This is a genomic window from Rhizobium sp. ZK1, assembly GCF_047782645.1.
Lineage (GTDB): Bacteria > Pseudomonadota > Alphaproteobacteria > Rhizobiales > Rhizobiaceae > Rhizobium.
Map to the genome: position 1 here is coordinate 166,365 of NZ_CP180588.1, position 25,862 is coordinate 192,226.

General features: G+C 59.4%; 25 protein-coding genes. 9 read left to right on the forward strand and 16 right to left on the reverse strand.

What is annotated here, in order from left to right; genetic code table 11:
* Window positions 1-30 precede the first annotated feature (30 nt).
* The 4 genes from ACK9YZ_RS33860 to ACK9YZ_RS33875 all read left to right on the forward strand — a co-directional run bounded on the left by ACK9YZ_RS33860 (window position 31) and on the right by ACK9YZ_RS33875 (window position 4,439).
* The gene (locus ACK9YZ_RS33860) at window positions 31-1,248 is read left to right on the forward strand and encodes a trans-sulfuration enzyme family protein (protein WP_416068736.1); all 1,218 of its coding nucleotides are present in this window, start codon (window positions 31-33) and stop codon (window positions 1,246-1,248) included.
* Between the two features lie 55 nt (window positions 1,249-1,303).
* Entirely contained in the window at window positions 1,304-2,203 is a 900-nt protein-coding gene (locus ACK9YZ_RS33865) for a dihydrodipicolinate synthase family protein (RefSeq protein ID WP_416068737.1), read from the forward strand.
* A gap of 41 nt (window positions 2,204-2,244) precedes the next feature.
* A complete protein-coding gene (locus ACK9YZ_RS33870) occupies window positions 2,245-3,708 on the forward strand; it encodes an L-lactate permease (protein WP_416068738.1) in 1,464 nt (487 codons plus the stop codon).
* A gap of 101 nt (window positions 3,709-3,809) precedes the next feature.
* Window positions 3,810-4,439 carry a glutathione S-transferase family protein gene (locus ACK9YZ_RS33875; RefSeq protein ID WP_416068739.1) on the forward strand — a complete coding sequence of 210 codons (630 nt, stop codon included), beginning with the start codon at window positions 3,810-3,812 and terminating at the stop codon, window positions 4,437-4,439.
* 108 nt (window positions 4,440-4,547) lie between these two features.
* Here the strand turns inward: ACK9YZ_RS33875 and ACK9YZ_RS33880 are convergent, their stop codons facing one another.
* The 14 genes from ACK9YZ_RS33880 to ACK9YZ_RS33945 form a co-directional block, all read right to left on the reverse strand.
* Window positions 4,548-4,994: an Lrp/AsnC family transcriptional regulator gene (locus ACK9YZ_RS33880; protein ID WP_416068740.1), complete on the reverse strand. Its 447-nt coding sequence runs from the start codon at window positions 4,992-4,994 to the stop codon at window positions 4,548-4,550.
* A 13-nt stretch (window positions 4,995-5,007) separates the two neighbouring features.
* A complete protein-coding gene (locus tag ACK9YZ_RS33885) occupies window positions 5,008-5,793 on the reverse strand; it encodes a phosphotransferase (protein ID WP_416068741.1) in 786 nt (261 codons plus the stop codon).
* A gap of 9 nt (window positions 5,794-5,802) precedes the next feature.
* On the reverse strand, window positions 5,803-7,218 hold the full coding sequence (locus tag ACK9YZ_RS33890; RefSeq protein WP_416068742.1) for an aspartate ammonia-lyase: 1,416 nt from the start codon (window positions 7,216-7,218) through the stop codon (window positions 5,803-5,805).
* An 8-nt stretch (window positions 7,219-7,226) separates the two neighbouring features.
* Entirely contained in the window at window positions 7,227-8,105 is an 879-nt protein-coding gene (dapA, locus tag ACK9YZ_RS33895) for a 4-hydroxy-tetrahydrodipicolinate synthase (RefSeq protein WP_416068743.1), read from the reverse strand.
* Window positions 8,106-8,148: 43 nt separating this feature from the next.
* Entirely contained in the window at window positions 8,149-9,570 is a 1,422-nt protein-coding gene (locus ACK9YZ_RS33900; RefSeq protein ID WP_416068744.1) for an aldehyde dehydrogenase family protein, read from the reverse strand.
* Window positions 9,567-10,628 carry a homoserine dehydrogenase gene (locus ACK9YZ_RS33905; RefSeq protein WP_416068745.1) on the reverse strand — a complete coding sequence of 354 codons (1,062 nt, stop codon included), beginning with the start codon at window positions 10,626-10,628 and terminating at the stop codon, window positions 9,567-9,569. Before ACK9YZ_RS33905 ends, ACK9YZ_RS33900 begins: the two co-directional genes overlap by 4 nt.
* 194 nt (window positions 10,629-10,822) lie before the next feature.
* Window positions 10,823-11,689: an ArgP/LysG family DNA-binding transcriptional regulator gene (locus ACK9YZ_RS33910; RefSeq protein ID WP_416068746.1), complete on the reverse strand. Its 867-nt coding sequence runs from the start codon at window positions 11,687-11,689 to the stop codon at window positions 10,823-10,825.
* Between the two features lie 154 nt (window positions 11,690-11,843).
* Window positions 11,844-12,164: a DMT family transporter gene (locus ACK9YZ_RS33915; RefSeq protein ID WP_416068747.1), complete on the reverse strand. Its 321-nt coding sequence runs from the start codon at window positions 12,162-12,164 to the stop codon at window positions 11,844-11,846.
* Window positions 12,165-12,253: 89 nt separating this feature from the next.
* Entirely contained in the window at window positions 12,254-13,465 is a 1,212-nt protein-coding gene (locus ACK9YZ_RS33920; RefSeq protein ID WP_416068748.1) for a trans-sulfuration enzyme family protein, read from the reverse strand.
* Between the two features lie 38 nt (window positions 13,466-13,503).
* Window positions 13,504-14,193, reverse strand: a complete 690-nt coding sequence (locus tag ACK9YZ_RS33925) for an ABC transporter permease (RefSeq protein WP_416068749.1) — start codon at window positions 14,191-14,193, stop codon at window positions 13,504-13,506.
* Window positions 14,194-14,204: 11 nt separating this feature from the next.
* Window positions 14,205-14,927 (reverse strand): ABC transporter permease, encoded by a 723-nt coding sequence (locus ACK9YZ_RS33930; protein WP_416068750.1) that lies wholly within the window; start codon window positions 14,925-14,927, stop codon window positions 14,205-14,207.
* Window positions 14,928-14,993: 66 nt separating this feature from the next.
* The gene (locus ACK9YZ_RS33935; protein ID WP_416068751.1) at window positions 14,994-15,755 is read right to left on the reverse strand and encodes a transporter substrate-binding domain-containing protein; all 762 of its coding nucleotides are present in this window, start codon (window positions 15,753-15,755) and stop codon (window positions 14,994-14,996) included.
* Window positions 15,756-15,792: 37 nt separating this feature from the next.
* Window positions 15,793-16,575 (reverse strand): ABC transporter ATP-binding protein, encoded by a 783-nt coding sequence (locus ACK9YZ_RS33940; RefSeq protein ID WP_416068752.1) that lies wholly within the window; start codon window positions 16,573-16,575, stop codon window positions 15,793-15,795.
* 183 nt (window positions 16,576-16,758) lie between these two features.
* Window positions 16,759-17,445, reverse strand: coding sequence for a B3/4 domain-containing protein (locus ACK9YZ_RS33945; protein WP_416068753.1), 687 nt, complete (start codon window positions 17,443-17,445; stop codon window positions 16,759-16,761).
* A gap of 43 nt (window positions 17,446-17,488) precedes the next feature.
* Here ACK9YZ_RS33945 and ACK9YZ_RS33950 point away from each other — a divergent pair, with 43 nt between their 5' ends.
* The gene (locus tag ACK9YZ_RS33950) at window positions 17,489-18,112 is read left to right on the forward strand and encodes a helix-turn-helix domain-containing protein (RefSeq protein ID WP_077981883.1); all 624 of its coding nucleotides are present in this window, start codon (window positions 17,489-17,491) and stop codon (window positions 18,110-18,112) included.
* Here ACK9YZ_RS33950 and ACK9YZ_RS33955 read toward each other — a convergent pair.
* Window positions 18,053-18,223: a hypothetical protein gene (locus tag ACK9YZ_RS33955; protein ID WP_416068754.1), complete on the reverse strand. Its 171-nt coding sequence runs from the start codon at window positions 18,221-18,223 to the stop codon at window positions 18,053-18,055. The two genes, ACK9YZ_RS33950 and ACK9YZ_RS33955, sit on opposite strands and share 60 nt — an antisense overlap.
* A gap of 117 nt (window positions 18,224-18,340) precedes the next feature.
* Here ACK9YZ_RS33955 and ACK9YZ_RS33960 point away from each other — a divergent pair, with 117 nt between their 5' ends.
* The gene (locus tag ACK9YZ_RS33960) at window positions 18,341-19,336 is read left to right on the forward strand and encodes a trans-sulfuration enzyme family protein (RefSeq protein WP_416068775.1); all 996 of its coding nucleotides are present in this window, start codon (window positions 18,341-18,343) and stop codon (window positions 19,334-19,336) included.
* Window positions 19,337-19,414: 78 nt separating this feature from the next.
* Here the strand turns inward: ACK9YZ_RS33960 and ACK9YZ_RS33965 are convergent, their stop codons facing one another.
* Window positions 19,415-20,767 carry a sigma-54 interaction domain-containing protein gene (locus tag ACK9YZ_RS33965; protein ID WP_416068755.1) on the reverse strand — a complete coding sequence of 451 codons (1,353 nt, stop codon included), beginning with the start codon at window positions 20,765-20,767 and terminating at the stop codon, window positions 19,415-19,417.
* Window positions 20,768-21,021: 254 nt separating this feature from the next.
* On the opposite strand from ACK9YZ_RS33965, the gene ACK9YZ_RS33970 reads away from it, so the two are divergent.
* The 3 genes from ACK9YZ_RS33970 to acs all read left to right on the forward strand — a co-directional run bounded on the left by ACK9YZ_RS33970 (window position 21,022) and on the right by acs (window position 25,787).
* Window positions 21,022-21,849, forward strand: coding sequence for an alpha/beta fold hydrolase (locus ACK9YZ_RS33970; protein WP_416068756.1), 828 nt, complete (start codon window positions 21,022-21,024; stop codon window positions 21,847-21,849).
* A 13-nt stretch (window positions 21,850-21,862) separates the two neighbouring features.
* On the forward strand, window positions 21,863-23,485 hold the full coding sequence (locus ACK9YZ_RS33975; RefSeq protein WP_416068776.1) for an MFS transporter: 1,623 nt from the start codon (window positions 21,863-21,865) through the stop codon (window positions 23,483-23,485).
* Between the two features lie 346 nt (window positions 23,486-23,831).
* Window positions 23,832-25,787: an acetate--CoA ligase gene (gene acs, locus ACK9YZ_RS33980; RefSeq protein ID WP_416068757.1), complete on the forward strand. Its 1,956-nt coding sequence runs from the start codon at window positions 23,832-23,834 to the stop codon at window positions 25,785-25,787.
* Window positions 25,788-25,862: the final 75 nt, after the last annotated feature.

A 25,862-nucleotide genomic window follows, 5' to 3' on the forward strand; every position in this document is an offset into this window, starting at 1 on the left:
GGGCCAAAGCAAAGAGGATACGATCCAGCTATGACAGGCGGCAGCGAGCATGACGACCAATTTCACGCGGCAAGCTACGCATTCGACACGCGAGCCATTCATCATGCGTTCAGCCCGGGGGACTACAAACGGGCAGTCCAGCCGCCAGTCTTCCTGACCTCGACCTACGGCTTCGAGAGCGTCGAGGCCAATGACGCCGCAGCAGCGCTTGGCGGCCGACTTTACGCGCGGGAATACAATCCGACCACAGAGATCCTCGAGCAGAGGCTTGCGAACCTGGAAGGGGCGGAGGCGGGCCTTGTCGTATCGACCGGTATGGCCGCCTTCGGCACTCTGATCCTCTCCTTGCTGTCGCAGGGCGACGAGCTTGTCGTTCACAAAACGCTTTACTCGAATACTGTGGCAATGGTGGAGCAGGGGCTGCCGCGCTTCGGCATCAAGGTCGTTCCCGTGGACCTCTCCGATCCGTCAAACCTCGACGCGGCGATCACGGAAAAGACCAAGCTTGTCTATTTCGAGACGCCCGTGAACCCGCTCAGCAGCATTCTCGACATTGCGGCAATCTCAGAGCGCGCGCACGCGCGTGGGGTGAAGGTCGCAGTGGACAGTACCTTTGCTTCTCCCGCGCTCCAGCGGCCGATCGAGCATGGCGCCGATATCGTGCTTCACTCTCTTACGAAATACATCAACGGTCATGGCGACACGTTGGGTGGGGCGCTACTCGGCGACGCCGAAACGCTCCACCGCCTGCACGAAACGGGTCTGCGTTACATTACCGGCGCCACCTTGGCGCCACACTCCGGCTTCCTGATCATGCGCGGTCTGAAAACACTTTCGCTTCGAATGGATCGGCACAGCGCCTCTGCTCTGGCGATCGCCCGTATGCTCGAAGCGCATCCCGCCGTGTCCTGGGTGAGCTATCCCTTCCTGGAATCGCATCCCGATCAGGCGATCGCGCGCATGCAAATGGCGCAGGGGTCGGGCATGCTCGCCTTTGGGCTTCACGCCGGGTTTGACGGAGCAAGAAATATGCTCGATCGCTTGCAACTAATGACACGCGCGGTGAGCCTCGGCGACACCGACACCCTGATCTATCATCCGGCCAGCATTACGAGGGCGCGGCAATCGATCCGAAAAGACGCCCATATGGTCTCGGGCGTTGGTGACGACCTCATCCGTCTTTCTGTCGGTCTTGAGGACGTAAATGACCTGATTGGCGACCTGAGGCAGGCGCTCGCGACCCTGTAACGCCCGCATTGACGACTGCGAATATAGAAGCACAGAACCGGATCCGGAGCATCGAATGGCTTTCCTGAGCGGGCTTTCCGCATTTCCCATGACGCCGAGTGACCTGGACGGTCGCGTCGACACTGCCGCTCTCAAGAGGCTTGTGGCGCGGCTTTGCATCGCAGGCGTCGACTCCATCGGCCTTCTCGGGAGCACCGGAACCTACATGTATCTGTCCCGCGAGGAGCGGCGACGAGCCTTAAGCGCGGCCATTGAGGAAGCCGGCGGGGCGATACCGGTCGTGGCAGGCGTCGGCGCCTTGCGGACCGACGAGGCGGTCAGGCTGGCGCAGGACGCCAAGGCCGCAGGCGCGACCGCAGGTCTTCTTGCCGCCGTTTCGTACGCGCCGCTGACGGAGGATGAAGTCTTCGAGCATTTTTCCACCGTTGCTCGAAAGAGCGGCCTTCCCATCGTGATCTATGACAATCCGGGGACGACCCATTTCCGCTTCACGGCGGTCCTGGTGGAACGGTTGGCTCAGGTGCCTGGCATCTTGGCGATCAAGAATCCGACGGAAAAACCCGAGGAGATCGCGAGCCACCTGGGGCAGCAGAGATCCGCCACACCCAAGAGCTTCTCGATCGGCTATAGCGGCGACTGGAATGCTGCCGAAGCCATGACCCGTGGGGCCGATACCTGGTACAGCGTGCTCGCCGGCATTCTTCCGGACGTGTGCCTGCGCCTCGTGAGAGCAGCTCAGAACGGCGATACTGAAGAGGCACTCCGGATCGATGCAAGTCTTGCCCCTATCTGGGAGCTCTTCAAGCAGTTCTCCAGCCTGCGAACCGTCTATACGATGGCCGATCTGCTTGGCGTCTGCCGGGCCGAGCCGCCCCGTCCCATCCTCCCAATACCGCCGCTTGCAAAAGAGAAGGTAGCACACTGCCTGACCTTGCTCGAGCAGGATCTGGCGTGACGCTTAGCTAGGTCAGACGCCGACGGAGGATCACGACGGCATTGCTTTACATCGTCTGGGCATTGCCCGCGCTCATCGTCATCGGCCTGCTGGCAAGCGGTCGGGCTTCCACGCTCGTTGCCGCAAGCATCAGCCTGCTGGTGGCAATCGTTGTCGCGCTTGGCGCGGCGCCCGGCGAATTTCAGTTGCGCGACGGCGCCAGCGCGCTCTTTCGCGGCGCATGGATCGGGTGGATCGTCGTACCATATATACTGGGCGGGCTGTTATTCTGGCAGATGGCTATTCGGCCCGGGGATGCAGCGATGCCGGTCGAGAGTCTCCGGCAGAACAGGCAGTCCAAGCGACGTCTGCTGTTTGCTGCGTGCTTCCTGATCGGCCCGTTTTCAGAATCCGCGACCGGCTTCGGCGTCGGAATCGTCGGGACGATGCTGTTGTTGCGCAGGCTCGACCTGCAACCGGTCTATCTCATGGCCTTCAGCCTGCTCAGCCAGACAATGATCCTGTGGGGCGGCATGGGCAACGGCGCGATCGTCGCTGGCGCCTTCTCTCGAAGCGATCCGACCATGCTCGCTGTCAATGCCAGCTTTTTTCAAGTCGCCCTGAATGCGCTCTGGTTGCCGCTCTACTGGAGGATGGCCGAAAAAGCAGGCGTCGGGGCTTCATCCAGCGAGTGTCTCAGCGAGGTCGTCTGGCTCGGCGGAAGCCTGTTTCTGCTGATTGCGGCAACGCGAGCACTGGGGCCTGAAGTTGCGATGCTCTGCGCCTATGGACCGGTCATCGTGCTGCGTTATCTTGTCGATGAGCGCCCCAATGCGGGCCGACTCCTTGACGCCCTGCGGAGAATGGCGCCGTTCGCGATCCTCATCACATGGCTCATGGCGACCCGGCTGATCTCGCCCCTGAGCGAATTCCTGCTGCAAACTGGGCGGCTCGAGCCGTTCGTCGGAGCCCCGGCCTGGTCGCCGCTGTTTCATGCGGGCACGTGGTTGGCTTTAGGCGCTGTCATCTGCGCATTCGTCTATGGTCATGTTTCCAGCTTAGGATCGCAAGTCCTGACAGCCTGGAGAACCGGACGGCTCGCAATTCTTGCCATCATCATCTTCTCGATGATGGCAGAGCTGCTATCCAGCTCCGGGATTGCCGCGGCATTGGGAGAGGGGATACATTCCGCAGCCGGCGGAGGCGCGTTGACATGGCTTGCTCTTGTCTCGGCAGTGTTCGGAGCCCTTGCAAACAGTGGTAACGCCGCAAACGGCCTGTTCATGAGTTCGCAGGTCAGTCTTGCGAAGGAAGCGGGCCTCAATGTCGCGGCCGTGATTGCCCTGCAACATACCGCCGCCCTGGCGCTGAACCTGATTTCACCAGTTCGCATGTCCATTGTTTGCAATATGGCAGGTTGTCGCGGACAAGAGCGCGCAGTCTACCGGGCCATGTTGCCTTTTGGCGCCGCGGTCATAGCCGTTTTGCTGATAGGCTCGCTGATGATCACGTATCGTGTACTTTAGCGGGACCCGGTCCTTGTTGCGGATCAAATGCAGCCCCTGTGGCACGAGATGCCAGCAAACTTCTCCATTTCTGAACGAGCCCCAATAAAAGGAGGTCGAGCATGTCCGAATTCAAACTGCATTGCTTTGCAATGTCAGGCAACTCCTACAAAGTGGCTCTGTTTCTCGCCTTGGCGGAAATGGATTGGACGCCGGTGTTCGTCGACTATTTCGGTGGGCAAACGCACCGAGAGCAATGGCGACAGGAGGTTAATGAACAGGGCGAGGTTCCGGTCCTCGAGCACAAGGGGGCAAGGCTCAGCCAGTCGGCGCTCATTCTCGACTATCTGGCTGAGGCGACTGGAAAATTCGGTCCCGAAAACGTCCGTGAGAAACAGGAAATCTGGCGGTGGATGTTGTTCGATAATCACAAATTCACCAGCTACTATGCCACCTTGCGCTTCCTGTATGGCATCAAGAAAACTGGGGAGACGGCGGTGACGCAATTCTTGAGGGAACGTGCAATTGCGGCCTACCGCATCGTGGATGATCACTTGCGGCAAACACCGTTCCTTGTGGCTGCTCGGCCCACCATCGCGGACCTGTCTCTTGCAGGCTACGTCTACATGCCCGAAGATGCGGGCCTGCCTCAGGAGGAGTTTCCTCACATCGCCAAGTGGAAGGACAGGATCCGGGATCTGCCAGGATGGCGACACCCCTACGATCTAATGCCCGGTCCGACATCGCTATAGTCGTATTTTTTCAGATCGCGACCGAGCGTTTCAATTTACTGCTATCGGCGGGCTTATACGCGCTCCTTTGACCAAGCCAAGGTCCTGCCAATTATACCTCTGGGTCTATCAGGCCTTTCGAACGACGGAGGAGAGCGCGAATGCCGTAAGCGTGTCGCGTACCCCTGGAAGTTCGGATATTTGCTGCCAGATCTGGCGAATACGATCGGCTTGCGAAGACTCGACCCTCACCACCAGGTCGAAATCGCCGGTCATGACGTCACAGGCGACAACCTCCGGGATTTTGCGTAGGACGTTGATGACGTCACCGCCCCTCATGCGGTCATGGCGATAGACGAACATGAGTGCGGTGGTCACCTGCCGGTCGTTTCCGCCCTCACCGGTGACGATCGTGTAGCCTTTGATGAAACCTTCTCGTTCGAGCCGTTCGATGCGCACCCGCACGGCGTTTCGGGACAGGTTCACCTTTGCCGACAATTCCGCGTGCGAAATGCGGGCGTTGTTTTTGAGTTCGGCAAGTACCAGTTCATCTATTCGGTCCAGAAGATATTTCATCCCGTTGCCGCCTCTATTGGTCGAAGATATCTGGCGTGACCGAATGATAGGCGACAAGGGCACACTCAGGGACCGAACTCCTTCTCGCGTCCGCGGCGGCGCGCTTGGCTGTTGAGGCAAGAACAAACGCAGGCAGAGCTGCTTTTTCTGCTGCCGAGAGCTTTCTGATGGTTTGATAACCGCTCAAGAGCGCATGGGCTTTGCGCCGGTCCAAACCGCCGCCGGGCACGCCTGTCCAGTCAACGAGAACGTCGGCGATCTCGGCGATGAGGGCGTCATCATGGCGAAGCCTGAAATTGATGACACCGCTGACTTCATCGCCAAGAAAAAAGACATTCGCGAAGACCAATGCACCATGTACGGGTCCCGATGGTAAGTCAGGCTGGCGGTTGAGCCCACTCTGAAAACTCATGTGTATCTGGCCCATAAGGCAGCCCACACTGCCACATTTGGCTGGCGAAGGATCACTTGTCGATGACCCGGACACGAAGCTTACAATGGCCACAAGCCGACCCGCAGCCTGAAACGTGGCATTGCCGTCGACGGTGCGCCTGGGTTCGGGGCAGGGGACGCCCGCCCGATGCAGCGTTTCCATCGTCGTGAAAGCGCGTTCGAGATCAAGCGGCTCGGCCCCGTTTTCAAACAGGGTCACGATGAACTCGCCTTCGGCAGACCGGAACAGATAGGTCGTTTCACGATCGCCGTCGGCGATGCCGATCACCGAGGACAGACCTGTCAAGCCGTATGCTTCCACGATCGCGTGGCGGTCTTCGTCAGACAGTTCGGTAAATACCGCCATGACTTCCCCTCAAGCGGGCGTGCGCTGCGGGACGTTTGCAAACGCCGCGTAGTCGCTGAAGATTTCCTCGATCTGCCGTTTGGTCAGGCATCCGTCTTCCTCGACGATGGAGCGCAGAGTTCTCTTTTCAGATAGTGCTCTCTTCGACAGCCAAGCCGCCTTGGAGTAGCCGATCAGCTTTGCTAGCGGGGTAGCCAGAACGAGAGACTGGTCCAACAAAGCCTTACAACGATCCTTATCGACCTCGATCCCCGCCACACACCGGTTGGCGAAGATTTCCATCCCTCTGGTCAGCATGCGTATTGACAGCAGGATGTTCAGGACAATGACCGGCTCCATCGCATTGAGTTGCAGTTGTCCGGCACTTGCGGCAAGCGTCACCGTCAGGTCATTGCCGATCACCTGAAATCCGATCTGATTCATCATTTCCGGAATGACCGGATTGACCTTGCCGGGCATAATCGAGGAGCCTGCCTGCATCGCCGGCAGCCGGATCTCACCCAGTCCCCCGATTGGGCCACTGCTCAAGAGCCGCAAATCGTTGCAGATCTTCGTCATCTTGACGGCAATTCGTTTGAGAATGCCTGAAAAGGCGACAAACCCGCCTGTATCCGATGTCGCTTCCACCAAGTTACGAGCTGTGATGAGCGGCAGACCGGAGATCTCGGAGAGTTTTCTGCACGCAACGCTCGGAAAGGCCGGCGGCACATTGATCGAGGTTCCGATTGCAGAGCCGCCAAGATTGACCTCCTGAAGAAGTTTCTTGGCAGACTGCACTTGGATGATGTCCTCGTCGATCAGTTCCGCAAAGGCTTCGAACTCCAGGCCGACAGTCATGGGCACGGCGTCCTGGAGCTGCGTGCGTCCAACCTTTATGACATCCACGAATTCAGCACCTTTCCGACGGAAAGTGTCCCGAAGATTGACCTGCGCGGCGATGAGCGCGTCGCAGGTGCGCAACAGGGTCAACCGGATCGCTGTCGGGTAGACATCGTTAGTCGACTGCGAGAGGTTGACGTCGTCGTTTGGGTGAAGCGTGGAATAGTCTCCGACGCTGGCGCCCAGCTTGAGAAGAGCAAGATTGGCCACGACCTCGTTGACGTTCATGTTGGTGGAGGTGCCCGCTCCGCCTTGCATCATGTCCACGGGAAAATTGTCATCAATCGCTCTTAGTTCGATGAGATCGTCGCACGCCTCTGCGATCGCAAGAGCTTTCTCAGAAGACAGCAGTCCGAGTTCCATATTGGTCAGCGCTGCGGCTTGCTTCACCATCGCCATCGACTGGATGAGCTCGGGAAAGTCTCTCAGGCGGAAGCCTGTGACGTTGAAATTCTCCTCCGCGCGCTGGGTATGCACGCCAAACAGCTTACCCGCGGGAATGGAGAGAGGCCCGATGAGGTCAGTTTCTATGCGATCGATCTTCATCGGTGACCTCAACTCAAAACGCCAGCGTGGAGCATCGCCCGATCGATCTGTTCGCGAACCGAGCTGCTGACGGGAACAAGAGGCAATCGCAGGTCCCCACGGATGCGGCCCAGCCGCTCCAGGGCATATTTCGGCCCAGCGGGGTTTGTTTCCAGGAAGAGCGCCCGGTGCAATGGCATCAGACGATCCTGGATCTCCAAGGCCGAGGTGAAGTCGCCCCCAAGGCAGGCGCGCTGGAATTCAGCGCACAGGCGCGGTGCAATGTTGGCGGTCACAGAAATGCACCCGTGCCCGCCCTGGGCCATGTAGCCGAGGGCGGTGCCGTCTTCCCCGGTCAGCAGGTTGAAGTCCTTGCCGCAGGCCATGCGCTCCAGTGAAGGTCGCAGGAGATTGCCGGTGGCGTCTTTCACACCGCTCACATTCTTGCAGTCGCTAAAAATGCGCGCCAACGTCTCGACCTGAATGTCGATCACACTGCGACCTGGAATATTGTAGACGATGATCGGGAGCTCGGCCTCCGCATCTATGGCTTTGAAATGCTGATAGATGCCCTCCTGCGTCGGCTTGTTATAATAGGGTGAGACGACCAGCAATCCATCGGCGCCGGCTTCCTGTGCATGGCGGACGAAGTCGATTGCCTCCGCCGTGCTGTTTGAGCCTGCCCCTGCAATGACCGGGATACGGCCGCCGACCGTTTTGACCGTAATCTCGACAACTTGTTTGTGCTCGGCATGCGTGAGTGTCGGACTTTCGCCTGTCGTTCCACATGGGACCAGTCCGGATGATCCCTCCTCGATCTGCCAGTCGATAAGGGCGCGCAGCGCGCCTTCATCGACACGCCCATCAGCAAAGGGTGTAACAAGTGCGGTGATGGAACCTTTGAACAAAATGGTACTCCTGATGTTGCTGATGGGCTTGTTGGCTGGTGATCTATTGCCGTTTGAGCCTGTTGATGCAGACGACCTTTGGTTGGGTCATGTCTTCAAAAGCAAAGCGCACCCCTTCGCGGCCCATGCTGCCATACTTGAAGCCGCCGAACGGCATAGCGTCGAACCGGTAGTCGGAAGAGTCGTTGATCATGATCCCTCCGGCATCAATCCCGCTGGCCGCCTCGAGGGCTCCCTCGAGGTCATTAGTGAATATACCGGCGTGCAGACTGTAGTCTGGCGCATTCGCAAGGCGGATGGCATCGCAGAGCGCATCGAAGGGTTCGAGGATTACGATCGGGGCGAACACCTCTTCGCTCCATAGGTCGCAACCAAAGGGAACATTTTCCAAGACCGTCGGTGGGTAAAGGTTGCCCGCCGGGCTGTGGCCGCAAAGGAGGTCGGCGCCAGAAGCAATGGCGCGGTCGACCATCGCCGTTGCGCGTTGAACGGCACGTTCCGAAATCATCGGGCCGACATCAGTGTCAGGCTCAAGTGGGTTTCCAGTCTTGAGCATTTTTGTGGCTGCAACGAACTCCGACTTGAACCGCTCATAAATGGAGCGCTGGATCAGGATCCTCTGGGTGCCAATGCAGTTCTGACCGGCCGCCCAGTAGGCTCCAGACAGGCAGCCGTCGACCGCAGCGACAAAATTGCAGTCTTCCATGACGATGACTGGTGCATTGCCTCCCAGATCCATCGCCAGCTTCTTGATGCCTGCAGCCTTGGCGATTGCCTCCCCCGTGGCAAACCCGCCCGTGAACGAAATCATTCGCACGTCTCTTGCCACGACGAGTGCCTTGCCAAGATCCGCGCCACCGATGACAACCGTAACAATCTCTTCCGGAAGGCCGCTTTGCACCAGAACGTCGACCAGTTTGAGCGCCGACAGGGGAGCAAGCTCAGACGGCTTGAGGAGCACGGCGTTTCCACCGGCAATCGCCGGCCCAAGCTTATGGGCGACCAGGTTCAGCGGGTCATTATAAGGGGTGATGGCCGCAATGATCCCGAGCGGCTCCCGGGTGTACCAACCCTGCCGGGCTTCGGACCCAGCATAGGACTCGAACGGAATGACCTCGCCGGCGTTGCGTTTGGCCTCATCGGCCGAGAGTTTTAGCGTGTTGACGCATCGGGTCGCCTCTTTGCGGGCCTGGTTTACCGTTTTGCCGGCCTCTTTGACGATCAGAAGCGCGAATTCTTCATGCGCCGCCTCGATGGCGGCGGCTGCCTTTTCAAGGATTGCAGCTCGCTTGTGGCGCGGCAGAGCTTTGGCGGCCTGCGCTCCGCGGCCGGCACGTTCGATAAGGCTGCCCACGCAAGAAGCATCGCTGCTGGGAACAGTTCCGACGACCGATCCGTCGAAAGGGTTGCGCACGACGATCTCATCGCTCGGCATGGGGCTGGTCAGGGCGAGGCTGTGCATCATGCAGCCTCCCTGGCAATGGCGGACGTGCTTTGCGCGTGAATTGCCACGATGTCGGACAATAGAGCATACGCAGTCTCAATTCGTCCCGCACCGGGTCCGGTAACCGTCACGGAGCCGAGCAGCTTCGTGCTGAACGAAACGGCATTGGTTGGACCGTTGACGGCGGCGAGAGGATGCTCCAACGGCAGTTGCTTCGGCATGACGCTTCCGACGACGCGGCCGTCTTCCCCCCGGGAGGCGGAACCAATGAGTTTCCAGCGGCTGTTGGCCTTGGCTGCATCCCTGATGTCAGAAGGCGAAAGCTGCGAAATGCCCTTGCAGGAGACATCATCCGGTTTGAGTTGTGCGCCAAGCAGCTCATTGGCAAGGATGACGACCTTCAAGCGGACGTCGAAGCCTTCGACATCCGCCGTGGGATCGGCTTCCGCGTAGCCGAGCTCCTGTGCTTGCCTGACGGCGGTATCGAAATCCAGGCCACTTTCCATCCGTCCCAGAACGAAATTGGAAGTGCCGTTCAGAATTCCCTCGAAGCCATCGACCTCAGCGCCCGCGAGCGTCTTCTCGGCCATCCGGATCACCGGCGTTCCGCTCATCACGGAACCCTCGTACTCAAATCGGACGCCATTTGCCTCAGCGAGGGCCTTCAGCTCCGACGCCGCAAGTGCCACCGGACCCTTGTTCGTCGTGACAACATGCTTGCCGCTTGCAAGCGCTGAGCGGCAATGGGAGACTGCGGGCTCGCCGTCCGTCGGGTTGGTGAACGTTGCCTCTACAACAATGTCTGCCGGTGCGGTCCTGATGATCGTTTCGTTGTCCGCTTCCGCACTCCCGCCTGAGAGTTGGCCGAACCCACCCTTGGTGAACTTGGCTTCAATCAGCGTCTTCGCGTCGAGCCCGTTTGGTGAGATCACGGAGCCGAGATAAAGATCGCTCACAGCGACAATATTCAGACGGAACCCAAGCTCCCGCTCCCACAGCGGGTTCCTTGTCGCGATAAGCTCGGCCAAAGCGCGGTTTACGCCGCCAAAGCCGATGAGAGCAATGTTGTAGACGGTCATGACAATCCTCCAATGACACCAATGACGTTCTCTGCTCGCCGAAAATGCGAGGCAGACCGCTCAGTGGGAACGGCGCAAATCGGCCAAAGGAGGAGGCATTTCGCCCAAAATGCCAGCGTCACGACGCTTGCGCTCATTGCTTCTTTTGCGAGCAATCCGGCGAGCTGCTGGAGGTCCTGCAACAACACTGACATCTATGAAATTCCATCGAGTTCAAGGCTTTGCTGCGCAAGACGAACGATGGCCGCGGTCAGCCCCTCCAGCTGGTGGACTGCTACGCGATGAACCTGCCATCGCACCGGCAAGTCGACACCTGTCCCTTTGATCAATTCTGTCAGAGTGCCGGACCTGAGATGGGCCGCAGCAAGGTGAGCCGGGACAACGCCCCATCCGATGCCTGCGAGGGCTGCATCGAAGATGCTTGCGCGCGAGGGCAGCCGATGCACCGGAAACTCGACATCATCGCCGAGCGCAACTTTGACCCATCGCTTCGGAAAGGGGTCCGTCGACCCCATGGCCAGACCAGGCGCTTTGGCCATCGCCTCGGCGCTTGCCCCTTGTGGAAAATGGCGGCTGCTATAGCCCGGGGTTGCCACGGCTACCAAGCGAAGGCTGCCCAACGAACGGCTGTCGTGATCCTCAAGCAGTTCCTCGCCTAAGGTGACCGCAGCGACAACCTCGCCGGCTCGCAGCCTTTCTAGCGTCCGAATGGTTTCATTCAGAACCAGGTCGACGAGAAACGGTGCGGATCGTACGAAGTCGGAGACGGCATCCAGGATCCAGCTCCCGAGCCATTCCGGATTGGCGGCAATCCTGATGGTCATGCGTTCAGGCAGTGAGCCAGGACCGATGAGACCGGGCATTCTGGAGGCCAATTGGCGCTCGAGCAGTTCGACGCGCTCGAAATGGTAGACGAGCTGAGCACCCGCCGTGGTGGCGGAACACGGGCTTCCTCTGACGATCAGCGCGACGCCGAGGCGTTGTTCCAACTGCTTGACCCGCTGCGACACAGCTGATTGCGTAACCTTCAGTTCGCGAGCAGCTCTGTCGAAACTGCCCAATCTGATGACAGAAACGACGGCCTTGACTGCCTGGTAGTCTATCATGGCTCGAGTCCAGTCTGCATGTGACGGTTGGCGAAGTTTGTTCTTGTCTGGGCTTGGCGCGCAAAATTGCTGCCACCGGAGCGCGCGAATGACCGTCGCTAACCTTCTTTCATCCGGCGTTCGACAGCTTCATCATCAGAAGACCGGAGAGTATCATGGCGCCGGCGAGAATGCGCATTGGGGCAGCTGGCTCGTTCAAGACCAGGACGCCAAGCAGGAACGACCCGACGGCTCCAATGCCAGTCCAGACAGTGTAGGCCGTGCCAAGCGGAAGAACGCGCATCGAGAATGAAAGCAGCACACCACTTGCAATCATTGCGACGACCGTGATTGCCGACGGAACAAGCAGTGTGAAGCCTTCGGACTTTTTCATATAGAAGGCCCAGACCACTTCGAGCAGCCCGGCGATGAGCAGAATAATCCAATGCATAGTGTGTTTTCCTTGAGAACGTCGCTGACATAGCGGGAAGATCCCGACGAGAGGGCTTCCCGCTGCACCTGGCGTCGGAACTCGCGTCTTCAGGACCGGTCGAAGGTCTCGTCGAGAGCGTTATTGATATCGGCGATGAGATCCTCGGGATCCTCCAGGCCGATGGAAAGACGCAGATGTCCATATTTCTGGAAATTCAGCGGATAGCGTTCGGCGCCTCCGCGGCCGCTTCCCCCGACGTGCACGATCAGGGTCTCGTCGTGGCCGAGCGAGACCGCCGAGGTGATCACCTTCAGATTGGAAACGAAGCGGTTTTGGGCGTCCGGGTCCCCCTCGACCGCGAAGGCCATGACGCCGCCATAACCCTTGCCTGCAAATTGAGCCTTTGCCAGTTGGTGCTGGTCGTGGCTTTCGAGCCCGGGATAAGTGACGTAGGCAACCCGCTCGTCGCCAGCAAGGGAATTCGCAACGACCTGTGCGGTGGCGAACTGCTGTTTGAGGCGCAATGGAAGCGTGACCGAGCCGCGGGTAATCAGCCAGGCATTGAAGGGGGAGATTGTTCCGCCGAGATCGACAAGGGCGTCCGCCTTGACATGATGGATGAGTTCCTTGGAACCGACCACCACACCGCCCATCGCATCACCATGGCCATTGATGTACTTGGTCAGGGAGTGGATGACGAGATCGGCGCCGAGCGCCAGCGGCCGGAAAAATGGGGGAGGCGTAAAGGTGGAGTCGACCGACAGAAGCGCGCCAGCCTTCCTGGCTATGGAGACCAGTGTCGCGATGTCGGCAACCTTCGTCGTCGGATTGGCGATCGTTTCCGTATGGATAAGCTTCGTGTTGGGCCGGACGGCAGCTCTGACTGCCTCCATGTCGCCCATATCGACGAAGGTTGCCTCAATCTTGTAGCGCTGAGGCAAGAGCTCGGCGAAGAGCCGCCAGACGGCTTCATACGTGACATCGCCGACGATCACATGATCGCCGCTTTTCAGGAAGGTGAAGAACACGGCGTGGAGGGCAGCTACACCGGTTGCGAAGACGGCTGCGTCCTCTCCACCTTCCATGGCCGCCAGCTTGCGCTGCAGGCAGATCTGGTTATGACCGGAATTGCGTGTATAGGAAGGCGCCTCCGTGTCCGACCAGTCCATGGTCGAGGGGTCGTAGGGCAGAAGATAGGAATTGGCCATGACGATCGGTGTGCGGATCGCGCCGGAGGTCTTGTCGATCTCGTTGCCGCCATGCACCGAAAGCGTGTTGAAGGAGAGCGTCGAAAGCTCGTGTTTGTCTGGTCTGGACATGTCGTGGGTCTCTGGTTGTTCGGGGTTTAGGGGCCGCGCTAGCGGCGCGTCGGCACAGCATTTTCGAGCTTCTGGAAGGCCTGGGTGATGAGAAAGGTCAGACCGACATAGAAGAGGGTGACGAGGAGCAGCGGTTCATAGACGAGCAGCGTGTCCTGGCGGATCTTGTAGGCGGCGCCATAGAGGTCCATGACCGTCACCGAAAACACGATCGGTGTGGCCTTGAGCTGAAGGACCACTTCTCCGGCAAAGGTGGGCAAGCCGATGCGGATTGCACGGGGAAGCCAGATCCGGCGCAGGATCATGGCGGGCGACATGCCAACGGCGCGAGCAGCCTCTAGTTCACCCTTCGGAACCGCCAACATGGCGCCTCTGAGGATCTCACCTTGATAGGCTGCAAAATTCAGCGTCAAAGCAAAGGCGGCGAAGAACAGGCCTTCTCGCAATATCGGCCACAGGAAACTTGTTCTCAGTCCCGGTACGTAAGGCAGATACGTGCCCAGGCCGTAGTAAATGAGCCAGAGCTGAATCAGAAGCGGTGTGCCGCGGAAGAACGTGCAGTATCCCTTCGCAACCCAGCGTGCGCCGGGGCTCTTGCCCACCTGGGCAATCGCAAGGAAGATCGCCAGGCCAAAGCCGCAGGTCACCGAGATCACAAGCAGCAGGCAGGTGAGGAAAGCACCTTGCAGAATGAGATCGCGGTAGGGGAAAATCCAGCTGAAATCCATGTCCGCTTCCCTTACGCATTCGGTCTTTGTCCGCGACGGAAGTAGGCTTCCAGCGCAGCGAAGAGCATGTTCGAGACTATGGTGATGACGAGGTAGAGCACCGCAGCAGCTAGAAAGAACACCATGTATTCCTTGGTGTTGCTTGCTGCGACGCGCGCGGCAAGCGCCAGTTCCTGGTAACCAACGACGGCGATCAATGCACTGTCCTTGATGACCGACATCCAGAGATTGGCAAAGCCCGGCAGCGCGTTCGGGATGAGGCCTGGCAAGACGATCCTGCGGAAGCGCAACGCCGGACGCATTCCGAACGCTTTCGCGGCTTCCAGTTGCCCGACAGGGATTGCAACGATTGCGCCGCGCAGCACCTCTGTCATGTAGGCACCCTGCACAAAGCCAAGGACCGCAATAGCCGCGACAAGACCGTTGATTTCGATAGGTCCCAGTCCCGCCCAGGCAAGGATACGGTTCACGCCGTCTGTTCCGGCGTAATAGAGGGCAACGATCAGTATCAGCTCGGGTACGGCACGAATGATCGTGGTATAGGCATTAAGCAGGAGTTGGAGCGGCCGAAACCCACTCAGTTTTCCGAGCGCGCCGAACAGTCCGATTAGCATCCCGACCAGATATGCTCCGGACGAGATCAGGACAGTGGCCAGGGCACCCGCAAGGAGCACGCCTCCCCAGCCGGGAGGCGCGATGGACAGAAGATCCAGCGCTGAATGTGTGGGGTTCATGGGAAGCCTTCCAGTCAAGGCAGGGATCGCCGCACAGCTGTGTGGCGATCCGCAACCGCCTTGGTCTCAATAGGGGTCGTAGTCGAAGTACTTCTTGCTGAATTCGGCATACTTGCCGCTGTCCCTGACGGCCTTGATGGCGGCGTTCAGTCTTTCGCGCAGCGCGTCGTCGCCCTTGCGCACACCACCGCCGACCCCCGCGCCGAGGATGGTGTCGTCCGGCTCGACATTGCCCTTATACTCGCAGCACTCTTCTCCGAGGTCTGTTTTCAGGAATTCCTTGAGCGGGCCGGTGTCGGCAAAGACGTAGTCGATGCGTCCGGAGGCAAGGTCCTGGAAGGACTCATCGACCGTCGCATAGCTCTTCTCGCTCGCGACGTCGGCGAAGTGTTTCTTGAAATAGGCGGATTGGGTGGTCGAGACGGCAATGCCCACCGTCTTGTCCTTCAGCTCCTTGGCCGCAACCCCCATGGCGCCGTCCTTCGGGCCGATCATCCCCGCCAGCGCTGAATAGTACTTGTCGGTGAAGTCGATCCGCTTCTTGCGCTCGTCGGTGATCGACATGGAGGACCAGATCACGTCGATCTTCTTGCTTTCCAGCGCCGGAATGAGGCCATCCCAGGCAACGTCGACGATCGCGCATTTTTCCTTCAGCTCCTCACAGACGGCGTCCATCAGGTCGATCTCCCAGCCGATCGCCTTGCCGGAGGCGTCCTTGGTCGTGTAAGGCGGATAGGCCTCGTTGACGATGCCAAAGCGGATGTCGGCGTGCGCATTTGCCGCCATCATGATCATGCCGATGGCCAGAGCTTTTCCCAGATGCTTCATTTGCATTCCCCTTTTTGCTGTTGAAAAGATTGATTGGTCAGTGCGAACCGGCTGCAACGAATTCTTTGCAGCGAGCGCTCGTGGGCGCGCCGAAGACCTGTGCGGGGGAACCTTCCTCCTCAACCTGGCCTTGGTGCAGAAACATGACGCGTGTCGAGACATCCCGAGCGAACTTCATCTCGTGGGTAACCATGATCATGGTGCGGCCCTCCTCGGCGAGGCCGCGGATGACCTTCAGCACCTCCCCGACAAGCTCGGGATCAAGAGCCGATGTCGGCTCATCAAACAGCATGACAGCGGGATCAACGCAGAGTGCACGAGCGATGGACGCGCGCTGCTGTTGTCCGCCTGACAGGAAGGCGGGGTAGGCGTCCTTTTTGTCGTAAAGACCGACCTTGGCCAGCAGTGCTTCGGCCTTCTCGATGGCTATGGCCCGCTCGACCCCGAGCACATGTACCGGCGCTTCGATGACGTTCTGAAGGATGGTCATGTGCTGCCAGAGGTTGAAGCTCTGGAAGACCATGCCCAGGCCGGTTCTCAGCCTTTCGATTTGGCGCCAGTTGGCGGGTTGCGATTTTCCGCCGCGCCCACTTCGCAACGCGACTTCTTCGCCATTGATGCGGAGGGAACCACAATCCGGAATCTCAAGGAAGTTGATGCAGCGCAGGAAGGTGCTTTTGCCCGAACCTGACGATCCAATAATCGAGACGACATCGCCCTTCTCGGCCGACAGGGAAATGCCCTTCAGGACCTTGTGGGCTCCATAGCTCTTGTGAACATCACTCACGACCAGAGCGGGCGGGTGTTTCTCAGTGCGCATTGTTCCTCCTTTACGATGCGACGAGTGCCCGCTCCTCCGGGCAAAGCTTCGCCGCCGCCGCGACGCCGCGACGCAATTTTTCTTCCGTGTGGCGAGTGACGCCGGTTGTCAGCTGCTTTCCACCCCCAGCCAGCGGCCACCGGTCAATATCTTGACTTTCGCCACTTGCTCCGTAGGCGCCAGCTATGTTGGGAGAAGGTTCTGCCTATAGACGTCGCACCCCGGCGCCAGTTGCCGAAGACCACTGACCAGCATGTCGGCGGCCGCCTCAAGTGCCTCCTCTGGCATCGTTTCGAGGCTCTCCAGGATGAACCACATTCGACCACCGATTGAATCCAGGCGCGTGCGCGTTCCCTGTCGCCAATTCCACCGGCGGCATGTCACGCCGATATCGTCGCGCCAGATCACCTCACCAACGGACGGATGTTCGACGATTGCCTCGCCATTCGCGACCGTGTCGAACGCTTCCGTACCGTCGGCAATCGCCAGCCGCGGCTTGCCGACATAGGCATCAAAATTCTCGCCCCCGACGGGCACGGCAAAACGCAGGCTGACGGCATTGTAGAGGTCGACCAACGGATTAATGGTGGGTAGGCGACCGTCCTTTTCAACCCGCTTCTTCAGCGCCTGTGCAGAGCACGGCGTCCGGTTGGGTTTGGCCCCGAAACGGCTATAGACGTCCGCCCAACTGGCAAGATGGGCGTCGCCCCATTGTGGTCCACCGGCGCGGACGAAATCACAGGCTTCCCCAAGCACGTCGCGCGCCATTGGCCCGCGGGTCGGATCGCTGGCATCAACCAAGATGCTGATCGCACGGAAATCCGGCGCTATTTCTGCGACAGACCTGTCGATGAGCGGAAAATCCAACATGCCCTCTAGCTCCCATTGACCAATTTAGTCTATAATACCGACCATGGAAAAGAAAGTCAATATATCGACCGACACGGTCGCCGATGTCGAGCGCGTCAGCGCAACCGTCTCCCAGAACCTGAAAACCTTCAGGCGCCAGAGCGGCCTGACGCTGGACGAACTGTCCCGGAAGTCCGGCGTGAGCAAGGGCATGCTGGTCGAGATCGAGAAGGGAACAGCCAATCCGAGCATCGCCACACTGTGCCGGGCCGCTACCGCCTTGGGCGTGTCGGTTGCGGATTTCGTCGGGGTGGCGTCGAGTGTTCCTGTTCGCATAGTCCCGGCACAGGACGCATCGACCCTGTGGCACGGTCCGAAGGGCGGAAGCGCAACACTTCTCGTTGGAACCAACGGGCCGGACGAGATCGAGCTGTGGCGCTGGACGCTTTTCCCGGGCGAGATATTTGAATCTCCCGGCCATTCGCCCGGCACACTCGAGCTCATTAACGTCGAAACGGGTGAGCTCACCCTGAAGTTTGCAGACAGCGAGCACTTGGTTCACGCGGGTTCATCCGTTCTGGCGCGAACCGAAGACAAGCACGCCTACATGAATTGTGGAAACGATGAACTACGGTTCGTAATGGCTGTGGCGGAACTGCAGCGACCTCGGGTGAGGACGGGTCTTTAGCGATCGACGATCGGGGCGCAGATGAGCAGCAAGATAACGACAAATCAGCCAGTTTCGGCCAAGGCCTCGCCTGACGTCAATGATCTCGGCTTTTCGACCCGCTCCATACATGAGCCGTTCCCGTCTACTGCGATTGCCTCCCTTCGGAGTAGACCATCGGCTTCTGTCTGCGGTCGGACCACCCTTGTCCAGCCAGGCGGGGCGGACGGGGATCGGTCGGCGACATGGCTGCTCGAGCACAAGCTTGCCCGTCTTGAAGGGGCGGAGGCCGGTCTTGTCCTCTCCTCAGGTCTGGTTGCCTTTCGCACGCTTGCCCGGTCATTTCTTGCTGCCGGAGACGAGATTATTGTTCACAGGCCGGTCTGCACCGACACAGCGTACCTAATGCTGGAGATTGTTTCGGCGGTCGGCGCAAGGCTTGTCGCGGTGGATCTTTCGGAGCCGGACGTGATCGGCCGTTCGATAACCGAACGGACAAGATTGGTGTATTTCGATACGCCCACCAATCCTTTGAACAGCGTTCTGGATGTCTCGGCCATTTCTGAACACGCTCACGCGTTCGGCCTCAAGGTGGCAGTTGATAGCACATTTGCAACGCCGGCCCTTCAAAGGCCGCTTGAACATGGGGCGGACATCGTGCTGCACTCGCTGTCGAAATACATGAACGGGCACGGTGATACGGTCGGCGGCGCATTACTTGGGACGGCGGCGGATATTCGAAAATTGCGCCACGAAAGCCTGCGCGAGCGCCATGACACCACCATCTCGCCGCAAGCTGCGTTCCTGATCCTGCGCGGGCTCAGTACTCTGGCGCTCAGAATGAATCAGCATTGCAACACCGCGCACGTCCTTGCTCTGACACTGGAGGCCCATCCCTCGGTTGCCTGGGTGAGATATCCTTTCCTCACGTCACATCCCGATCATGAAATTGCGCGCCGTCAGATGTCGGGCGGCTCCGGGATGCTCGCCTTTGCGCTTGAGACAGGCCCGGAGGGCGCCACGGCAATGATCAAGAGACTGAGCCTGATCAAGTCAGGCGGAGATCTGGCGGAGGTTGGTAGTTTCATTTGTGGCTCAGCTCGGCTCACCGGTGCCCGTCATCTGTCCCTTGTCGGCAGCCAGTTCTGCGTCAACCTCGGCGAGGACGCAATTCGATGCTCGGTCGGTCTCGAGGACGCCGAAGATCTCGTTGAAGATCTTCTGACGGCGCTCGAATTTGCATAACCTGGTTCCGACCAGCCGGACCTCAGGCTCAATATCGCATTCGGCGGCTTAAGCCTTTCGCGACTAAAGCGCTCCTTGCTAGGCGGGGCCTTGTTCTTTCAACAGCCGATAGAGTTGCGCCCGGCTGATGCCGAGCATCTCGGCTGCACGTTGCTTGTTGCCTCCGGCCTGCTGGAGGGCGGCGCGCAGGGCTGCATGGGCTTCGGATTTCATGCGACTCTTCAAGTCGCTCTTCGCATTCGCAGAGGGTGACGGGCGACGACTATCGAGCGATGCAGTGGATAGATGCCCCGTCACGATCATGCGCGTGAGGGCATTCTCCAGTTCCCGGACGTTACCCGGCCACGTATGAGCGACAAGCCGCTCATGATCCTCAGCTGTCAATACTGGCGCCGGGACGGACAGCCGCGTGGCGATGCGTGCAAGGAGGTGTTCGGCAAGATGAGCCAGATCGCCCCTTTCTCTCAGGACCGGGACCTCGATCGGCAGAACGTTGAGCCGGTGATAGAGGTCCTCGCGAAAACGCCCTGTCTGCACCAGTTCGACGAGTGGCTTGTTGGTAGCGCAGATGATGCGAAGATCGATGCCGACCGGGTTGGTGCCGCCGACGCGGACGATCTCGCCGGTCTGGAGCACGCGCAGAAGACTGCCCTGCAGGGCCAGCGGCATGTCGCCAATCTCGTCAAGGAAGAGCACGCCGCCAGTCGCCAGTTCGAACTTGCCAGGTTTACCTTGGCTGCGCGCACCCGTGAAAGCCCCGCCCTCATAGCCGAAAAGCTCTGCTTCGATAAGTTCGCTGGGAATGGATGCGCAGTTGACCCACACGAATGGCCCGGTAGAGCGGTCCGACAAGGAATGGATTGCCTGCGCGGCCAGTTCCTTGCCGGTGCCTGTCTCACCGCAGATGAGAACCGGCAGATCATACGCGGCCGCCAGTTTAAGTGCGTCGCGATGCGCTTCCATCAACGGATCAGTCCCGATGACATCGTCGAGACCGAACTTCGACTGCCAAGCTTTCGGCTTCGAAGGAATGGCGAGTTCCGCCTTCGAAATCCGGCCGTAGGTTTTTTTCAGGGCATCGTAGTCGGAGAACAGCGCCAGACCCACGGCGCCGATGATCCTTCCGTCCTTGTGCACAGGGACCTGCTTCGTCACCAGCTTATGGCCGCGCACTTCGAGCGGATAACCAATATGAGTGCCAATACCCCGCGCGACGAAATGAAGTCTAGTTTGCGGCCCCACCACATCGGTGATGTGCCGCCCGAGAAATTCCTCGGCCTCACCGCCAAGGAGGCGGCAATAGGGGTCGTTGATCAGGACGATCGTTCCTTCCGTGTCGACGGCGACAAGGCAATCGGAAACGTGATCGAGGACAAGCCGGAGGAATCCGGCTTCCTCGGAAGAACCTGCTAGCCATTCGGGAAGGGTCATATCAGCTGCCTGACTACTACTGAGATATCGCAAATCGCATGTTAGCGGGTTTTGTCTCAGATGCGAGAATTTTTGTGCCGCAAACGAGACAAAGAGATGGAGCTCACCTGGTCAGCAAGACAGTGGGAATCCACCTTCCATTCCCAATAATCGTTTGTCTTGAGGGTGTTAGATTGAGCAAGACTGGCATACGTGGAACTGGCCCATGGCTTGCGATGCTCCTTGGCGTAAAAACCGAAAGGGGAGCAGATATCATGCATACAGAAACAATAGAGATAGGCGATACGATCGTCCGGGTGTCGGGCGCGGGCCAACCGCTCGTCTTCGTGCACGGATTTACGACGACCGCGGAATTCTGGCGCGGGCAGGTCGAGGCCTTCTCATCCCGCTACAAAGTCATCCGTATCAACCTGCCGGGGCACGGCGTGTCGCCAAGACCTGCCGGTCGCAGCTATACCATCGACGCCTTCGCAAACGACGTGCTCCAAGTCTTCAGCAAGCTCGACATCCGCCAGGCCGTCCTTGTCGGCCTCTCGATGGGCGGAACCATCGCACAGAGCTTTACGCTGGCGCATCCGGAGCGCGTACAGGCGTTGGTGCTCGTCGGAGCGACGCCGCATGGACTTGGAGAGGACGTCAATGTCGATAATGTTCTGAAGGCGATTGACGACCTCGGCGTTGTCCAGGCCAGCCAGAACGTCATTGATCGGTCGTTCGGCAGCGCGGCCAGTCAGGAACTCCTGAACTTTGCCAGGCAGGAGGTCGCACAGACCCCCGATTTCGTGGCGCGCGAAGCGATCGCGTCACTAAATGCATCCGACAGTCGTTCGCGTCTTGGCGACATCAGGGTCCCGACCCTGGTGGTCGTCGGAAACGAGGATATCATCACGCCGCCGGCGGAGTCGGTGATCCTGGCTGAGGGCATACCGGACAGCAGGCTGGAGGTGGTCGAGAATGCGGGACACTTCCCGATGCTCGAGCAGCCTCACAAATTCAATGAAATGCTGGCAGCATTTCTGCGGGCCTGTGAAGATCCGGTTTCTCAGACGAGCGGCCAAGGCCTCTCGCAACATGCCATCTAGGGGAGGGCTCGAAATGTCTGTTCATGAACTTTCGTCTGGAACCGTAGCAAAGGCCGAGGGCCTCGACCGGAACACAAAACGCACGGTCTTCGCTGCTGCGCTCGGGACCGTTTTCGAGTGGTACGACTTCTTCATCTATGGGTCGCTTGCCGCATTCTTCAGTACGCTGTTCTTCCCCAAGGGTAACGAGACCGCGGCACTTCTTGCGGCACTTGCGACCTTTGGCGCCGGCTTTGTCCTTCGGCCCTTCGGCGCGGTCGTCTTTGGACGGCTAGGCGACCTCGTCGGCCGGAAAAAGACCTTCCTCGTCACCATGCTGGTCATGGGCCTTGCAACGGCTGCAATTGGTCTCTTGCCGACCTACGAATCGATTGGCTGGGCTGCCCCTGCATTGCTGGTGGCCTTGCGTCTTCTCCAGGGATTGGCTGTGGGTGGCGAGTTCGGCGGCGCCGTGACCTATGTTGCCGAGCACGCCGATCACAATCAACGTGGTTTAACGACCAGCTGGATCCAGATCACGGCGACGCTCGGTCTCTTCCTGTCGTTGCTCGTGATTGTGCTGTGCCGCAGCTCGATGTCGCCCGAAGCCTTTGCAAGCTGGGGCTGGCGCTTGCCTTTCGTCGGCTCGATCGTGCTTCTGGTTCTTTCGCTCTACATCCGACTGAAGTTGCATGAGTCGCCTGTGTTCCAAGAGATGAAGGCACAGGGTAAGGGCTCGAAGAATCCGATCGCCGAGACCCTCGGTGATAGCCGGAATCTTCGGCTGATTATGGTTGCGATCTTTGGTGTCGTCGCAGGCCAGGCTGTGATCTGGTACACGGGCCATTTCTACAGCCTCTACTTCATGACGACGACGCTGAAGATGACGCATGATCAGGCCAACTTTTACCTCCTGATCGCGCTGACGCTCGGTACGCCCTTTTTCCTGTTCTTCGGCTGGCTTTCCGATCAAATCGGACGCAAATGGATTGTCGTGACAGGTTGCGCACTGTCGGCGTTCCTGATCATGCCACTCTTCCAGGCGCTGGGGACCTACGGCAACCCCACCCTTGCCGAGTTCCGTGCAAAGACGTCGGTCACGCTCGTTGGAAACGACTGCGACCACGATCAGTCATTCATCGGGCAATTGTTCAGTCCCCAGGCGACGACTGATTGCCAGAAGGCGAAGGCGCTTCTGACAGCCCGGGCGGTCCCCTACACGGTCAAGACCGACGCAGAACCCCTGCGGGTTCAAGTCAACGGCGGCGAGGCGAAGCCGTATAACGAAGCCGAACTGCTCGCGGCTTTGACTGCAACTGGCTTGCCTGATCCGAAAGCACCCGTTCAACCGAACGGACCCGCAGTGATCGGCATCTTGTTCTGCCTCGTGTTCCTGGCCACGATGGTGTACGGCCCTCTCGGAGCGCTTCTTGTGGAGCTCTTCCCTGTCCGTATCCGCTATAGTGGTGTTTCCGTCGCCTTGCAGCTCGGGAACGGCTGGATCGGGGGATTCGCTCCCTTTGTCGCGACGGCGGTGGTGATCGCCACCGGCAACATCTTCGGTGGACTTTGGTACACCGTCGCGTTTGCCGGACTGACGGCCGTGATCGGTGCGCTTCTCCTGCCTGAAACGCGAGGCCGCGATCTGAACAGCTGACGCGGCGAAGTGGTTCACTCGGCAAGTCGACTGTCAAGTCGCCTGGTTTCCTGAGCCGCCAACAGATCGACGTAGACGAAGTCCGGGCAACTCGCCCGGACTTCTCTTAGGGGTCCGCGGAACGCCCCGTCAAAAGAGTCTGATCAACTCACAAATTAGGCGGACCACGAGTTGAGCTCTGGCCGGTGCAGCCGCGGGCCCTGAAATGCTTGAATATCTGCGAGGACATCCTGCGGCGGTCTCGTGCAGCGACCACAAAAAGCAAGCTGCAGGGGGCTCCTGAGATTCACCCTCCAATGAAGTGCCTGATGCTTCAGGAAAATCGCTAATTTATGAGGAGGAGTTCATGTCAGCCAAAACCTATCCGGTGCTGAAATCGGCAAAAGTTCGTGCCCTGATCGATGACGAGAAGTACCAGAAGTGGTATCAGGAGAGCATCGAGGATCCCGAGAAGTTCTGGGGCAAGCACGGCAAGCGGATCGACTGGTTCAAGCCCTATACGAAGGTCAAGAACACGTCCTTCAAGGGCAAGGTCCCGATCAAGTGGTTCGAGGACGGCCTGACCAACGTCTCCTACAACTGCATCGATCGTCACCTGAAGACGCATGGCGAACGCACCGCCATCATCTGGGAAGGCGACAACCCCTATATCGACAAGAAGATCACCTATAACGAGCTCTACGAGCACGTTTGCCGCATGGCGAACGTCCTCAAGAAGCACGGCGTGAAGAAGGGTGACCGCGTCACCATCTACATGCCAATGATCCCGGAAGCGGCTTATGCCATGCTCGCCTGCGCCCGCATCGGCGCGGTGCATTCGGTGGTCTTCGGCGGCTTCTCGCCAGAAGCCCTCGCAGGTCGCATCGTCGACTGTGAATCGACCTTCGTCATTACCTGCGACGAAGGTGTTCGTGGCGGCAAACCGGTTCCGCTCAAGGAAAACACCGATATCGCGATCGAAATCGCCGCCAAGCAGTATGTGATCGTCAACAAGGTCCTGGTCGTGCGCCGCACCGGCGGCAAGATCGGCTGGGCACCGGGCCGCGATATCTGGCACCATCAGGAAGTGCACACGGTCAAGGCCGAATGCCCGCCGGTGAAGATGAAGGCGGAAGATCCGCTGTTTATCCTCTACACCTCGGGTTCGACAGGCAAGCCGAAGGGCGTCATGCACACGACCGGCGGCTATCTCGTCTATGCCTCAATGACGCACGAATATGTCTTCGACTATCACGATGGTGACATCTACTGGTGCACGGCCGATGTGGGCTGGGTGACCGGTCACTCCTACATCGTCTACGGGCCGCTTTCGAACTGCGCCACGACGCTGATGTTCGAGGGTATCCCGACCTTCCCGGATCAGGGCCGCTTCTGGGAGGTGATCGAGAAGCACAAGGTCAACATCTTCTACACCGCACCGACCGCGATCCGCTCGCTGATGGGTGCCGGCGACGAGTTCGTGAAGCGCTCGGACCGTTCGTCGCTCCGCCTTCTCGGCTCCGTGGGCGAACCGATCAATCCGGAAGCCTGGGAGTGGTATTACAACGTCGTCGGCGAGCAGAAGTCGCCCGTCGTCGATACCTGGTGGCAGACGGAAACCGGCGGCATCATGATCACGCCGCTGCCGGGTGCGACCGCGCTGAAACCCGGTTCGGCCACGCGACCTTTCTTCGGGGTCAAGCCGGAGCTGGTGGACAATGAGGGTCAAGTGCTGGAAGGCGCGACCGACGGAAACCTCTGCATCACCGACAGCTGGCCGGGCCAGGCCCGCTCCGTCTATGGCGATCACGATCGCTTCGTGCAGACCTACTTCTCCACCTACAAGGGCAAGTATTTCACGGGTGACGGCTGCCGCCGCGACGAAGACGGCTACTACTGGATCACGGGTCGCGTGGACGACGTCCTGAACGTCTCCGGTCACCGCCTGGGCACGGCCGAAGTCGAATCGGCGCTGGTCTCGCACCACCTCGTCTCCGAAGCGGCCGTCGTGGGTTACCCGCACAACATCAAGGGCCAGGGCATCTATTGCTACGTCACCTTGATGTCGGGCCACGAAGGCAATGACGCGCTGCGGGCGGACCTGGTGAAGCATGTCCGTACGGAAATCGGCCCGATCGCCACACCGGACAAGATCCAGTTCGCGCCCGGTCTGCCGAAGACCCGTTCCGGCAAGATCATGCGCCGTATCCTGCGCAAGATCGCCGAGGATGATTTCGGCGCGCTCGGTGATACCTCGACGCTCGCAGATCCGGCTGTCGTGGATGACCTGATCGCGAACCGACAGAACAAGGTGGCACAGTGAACCCAACGTCACTGGTACGTAAGGGAGAAGGGTAGTCACTATTGGCTCTTTTCATCCGACAACTTCCAAGACGCA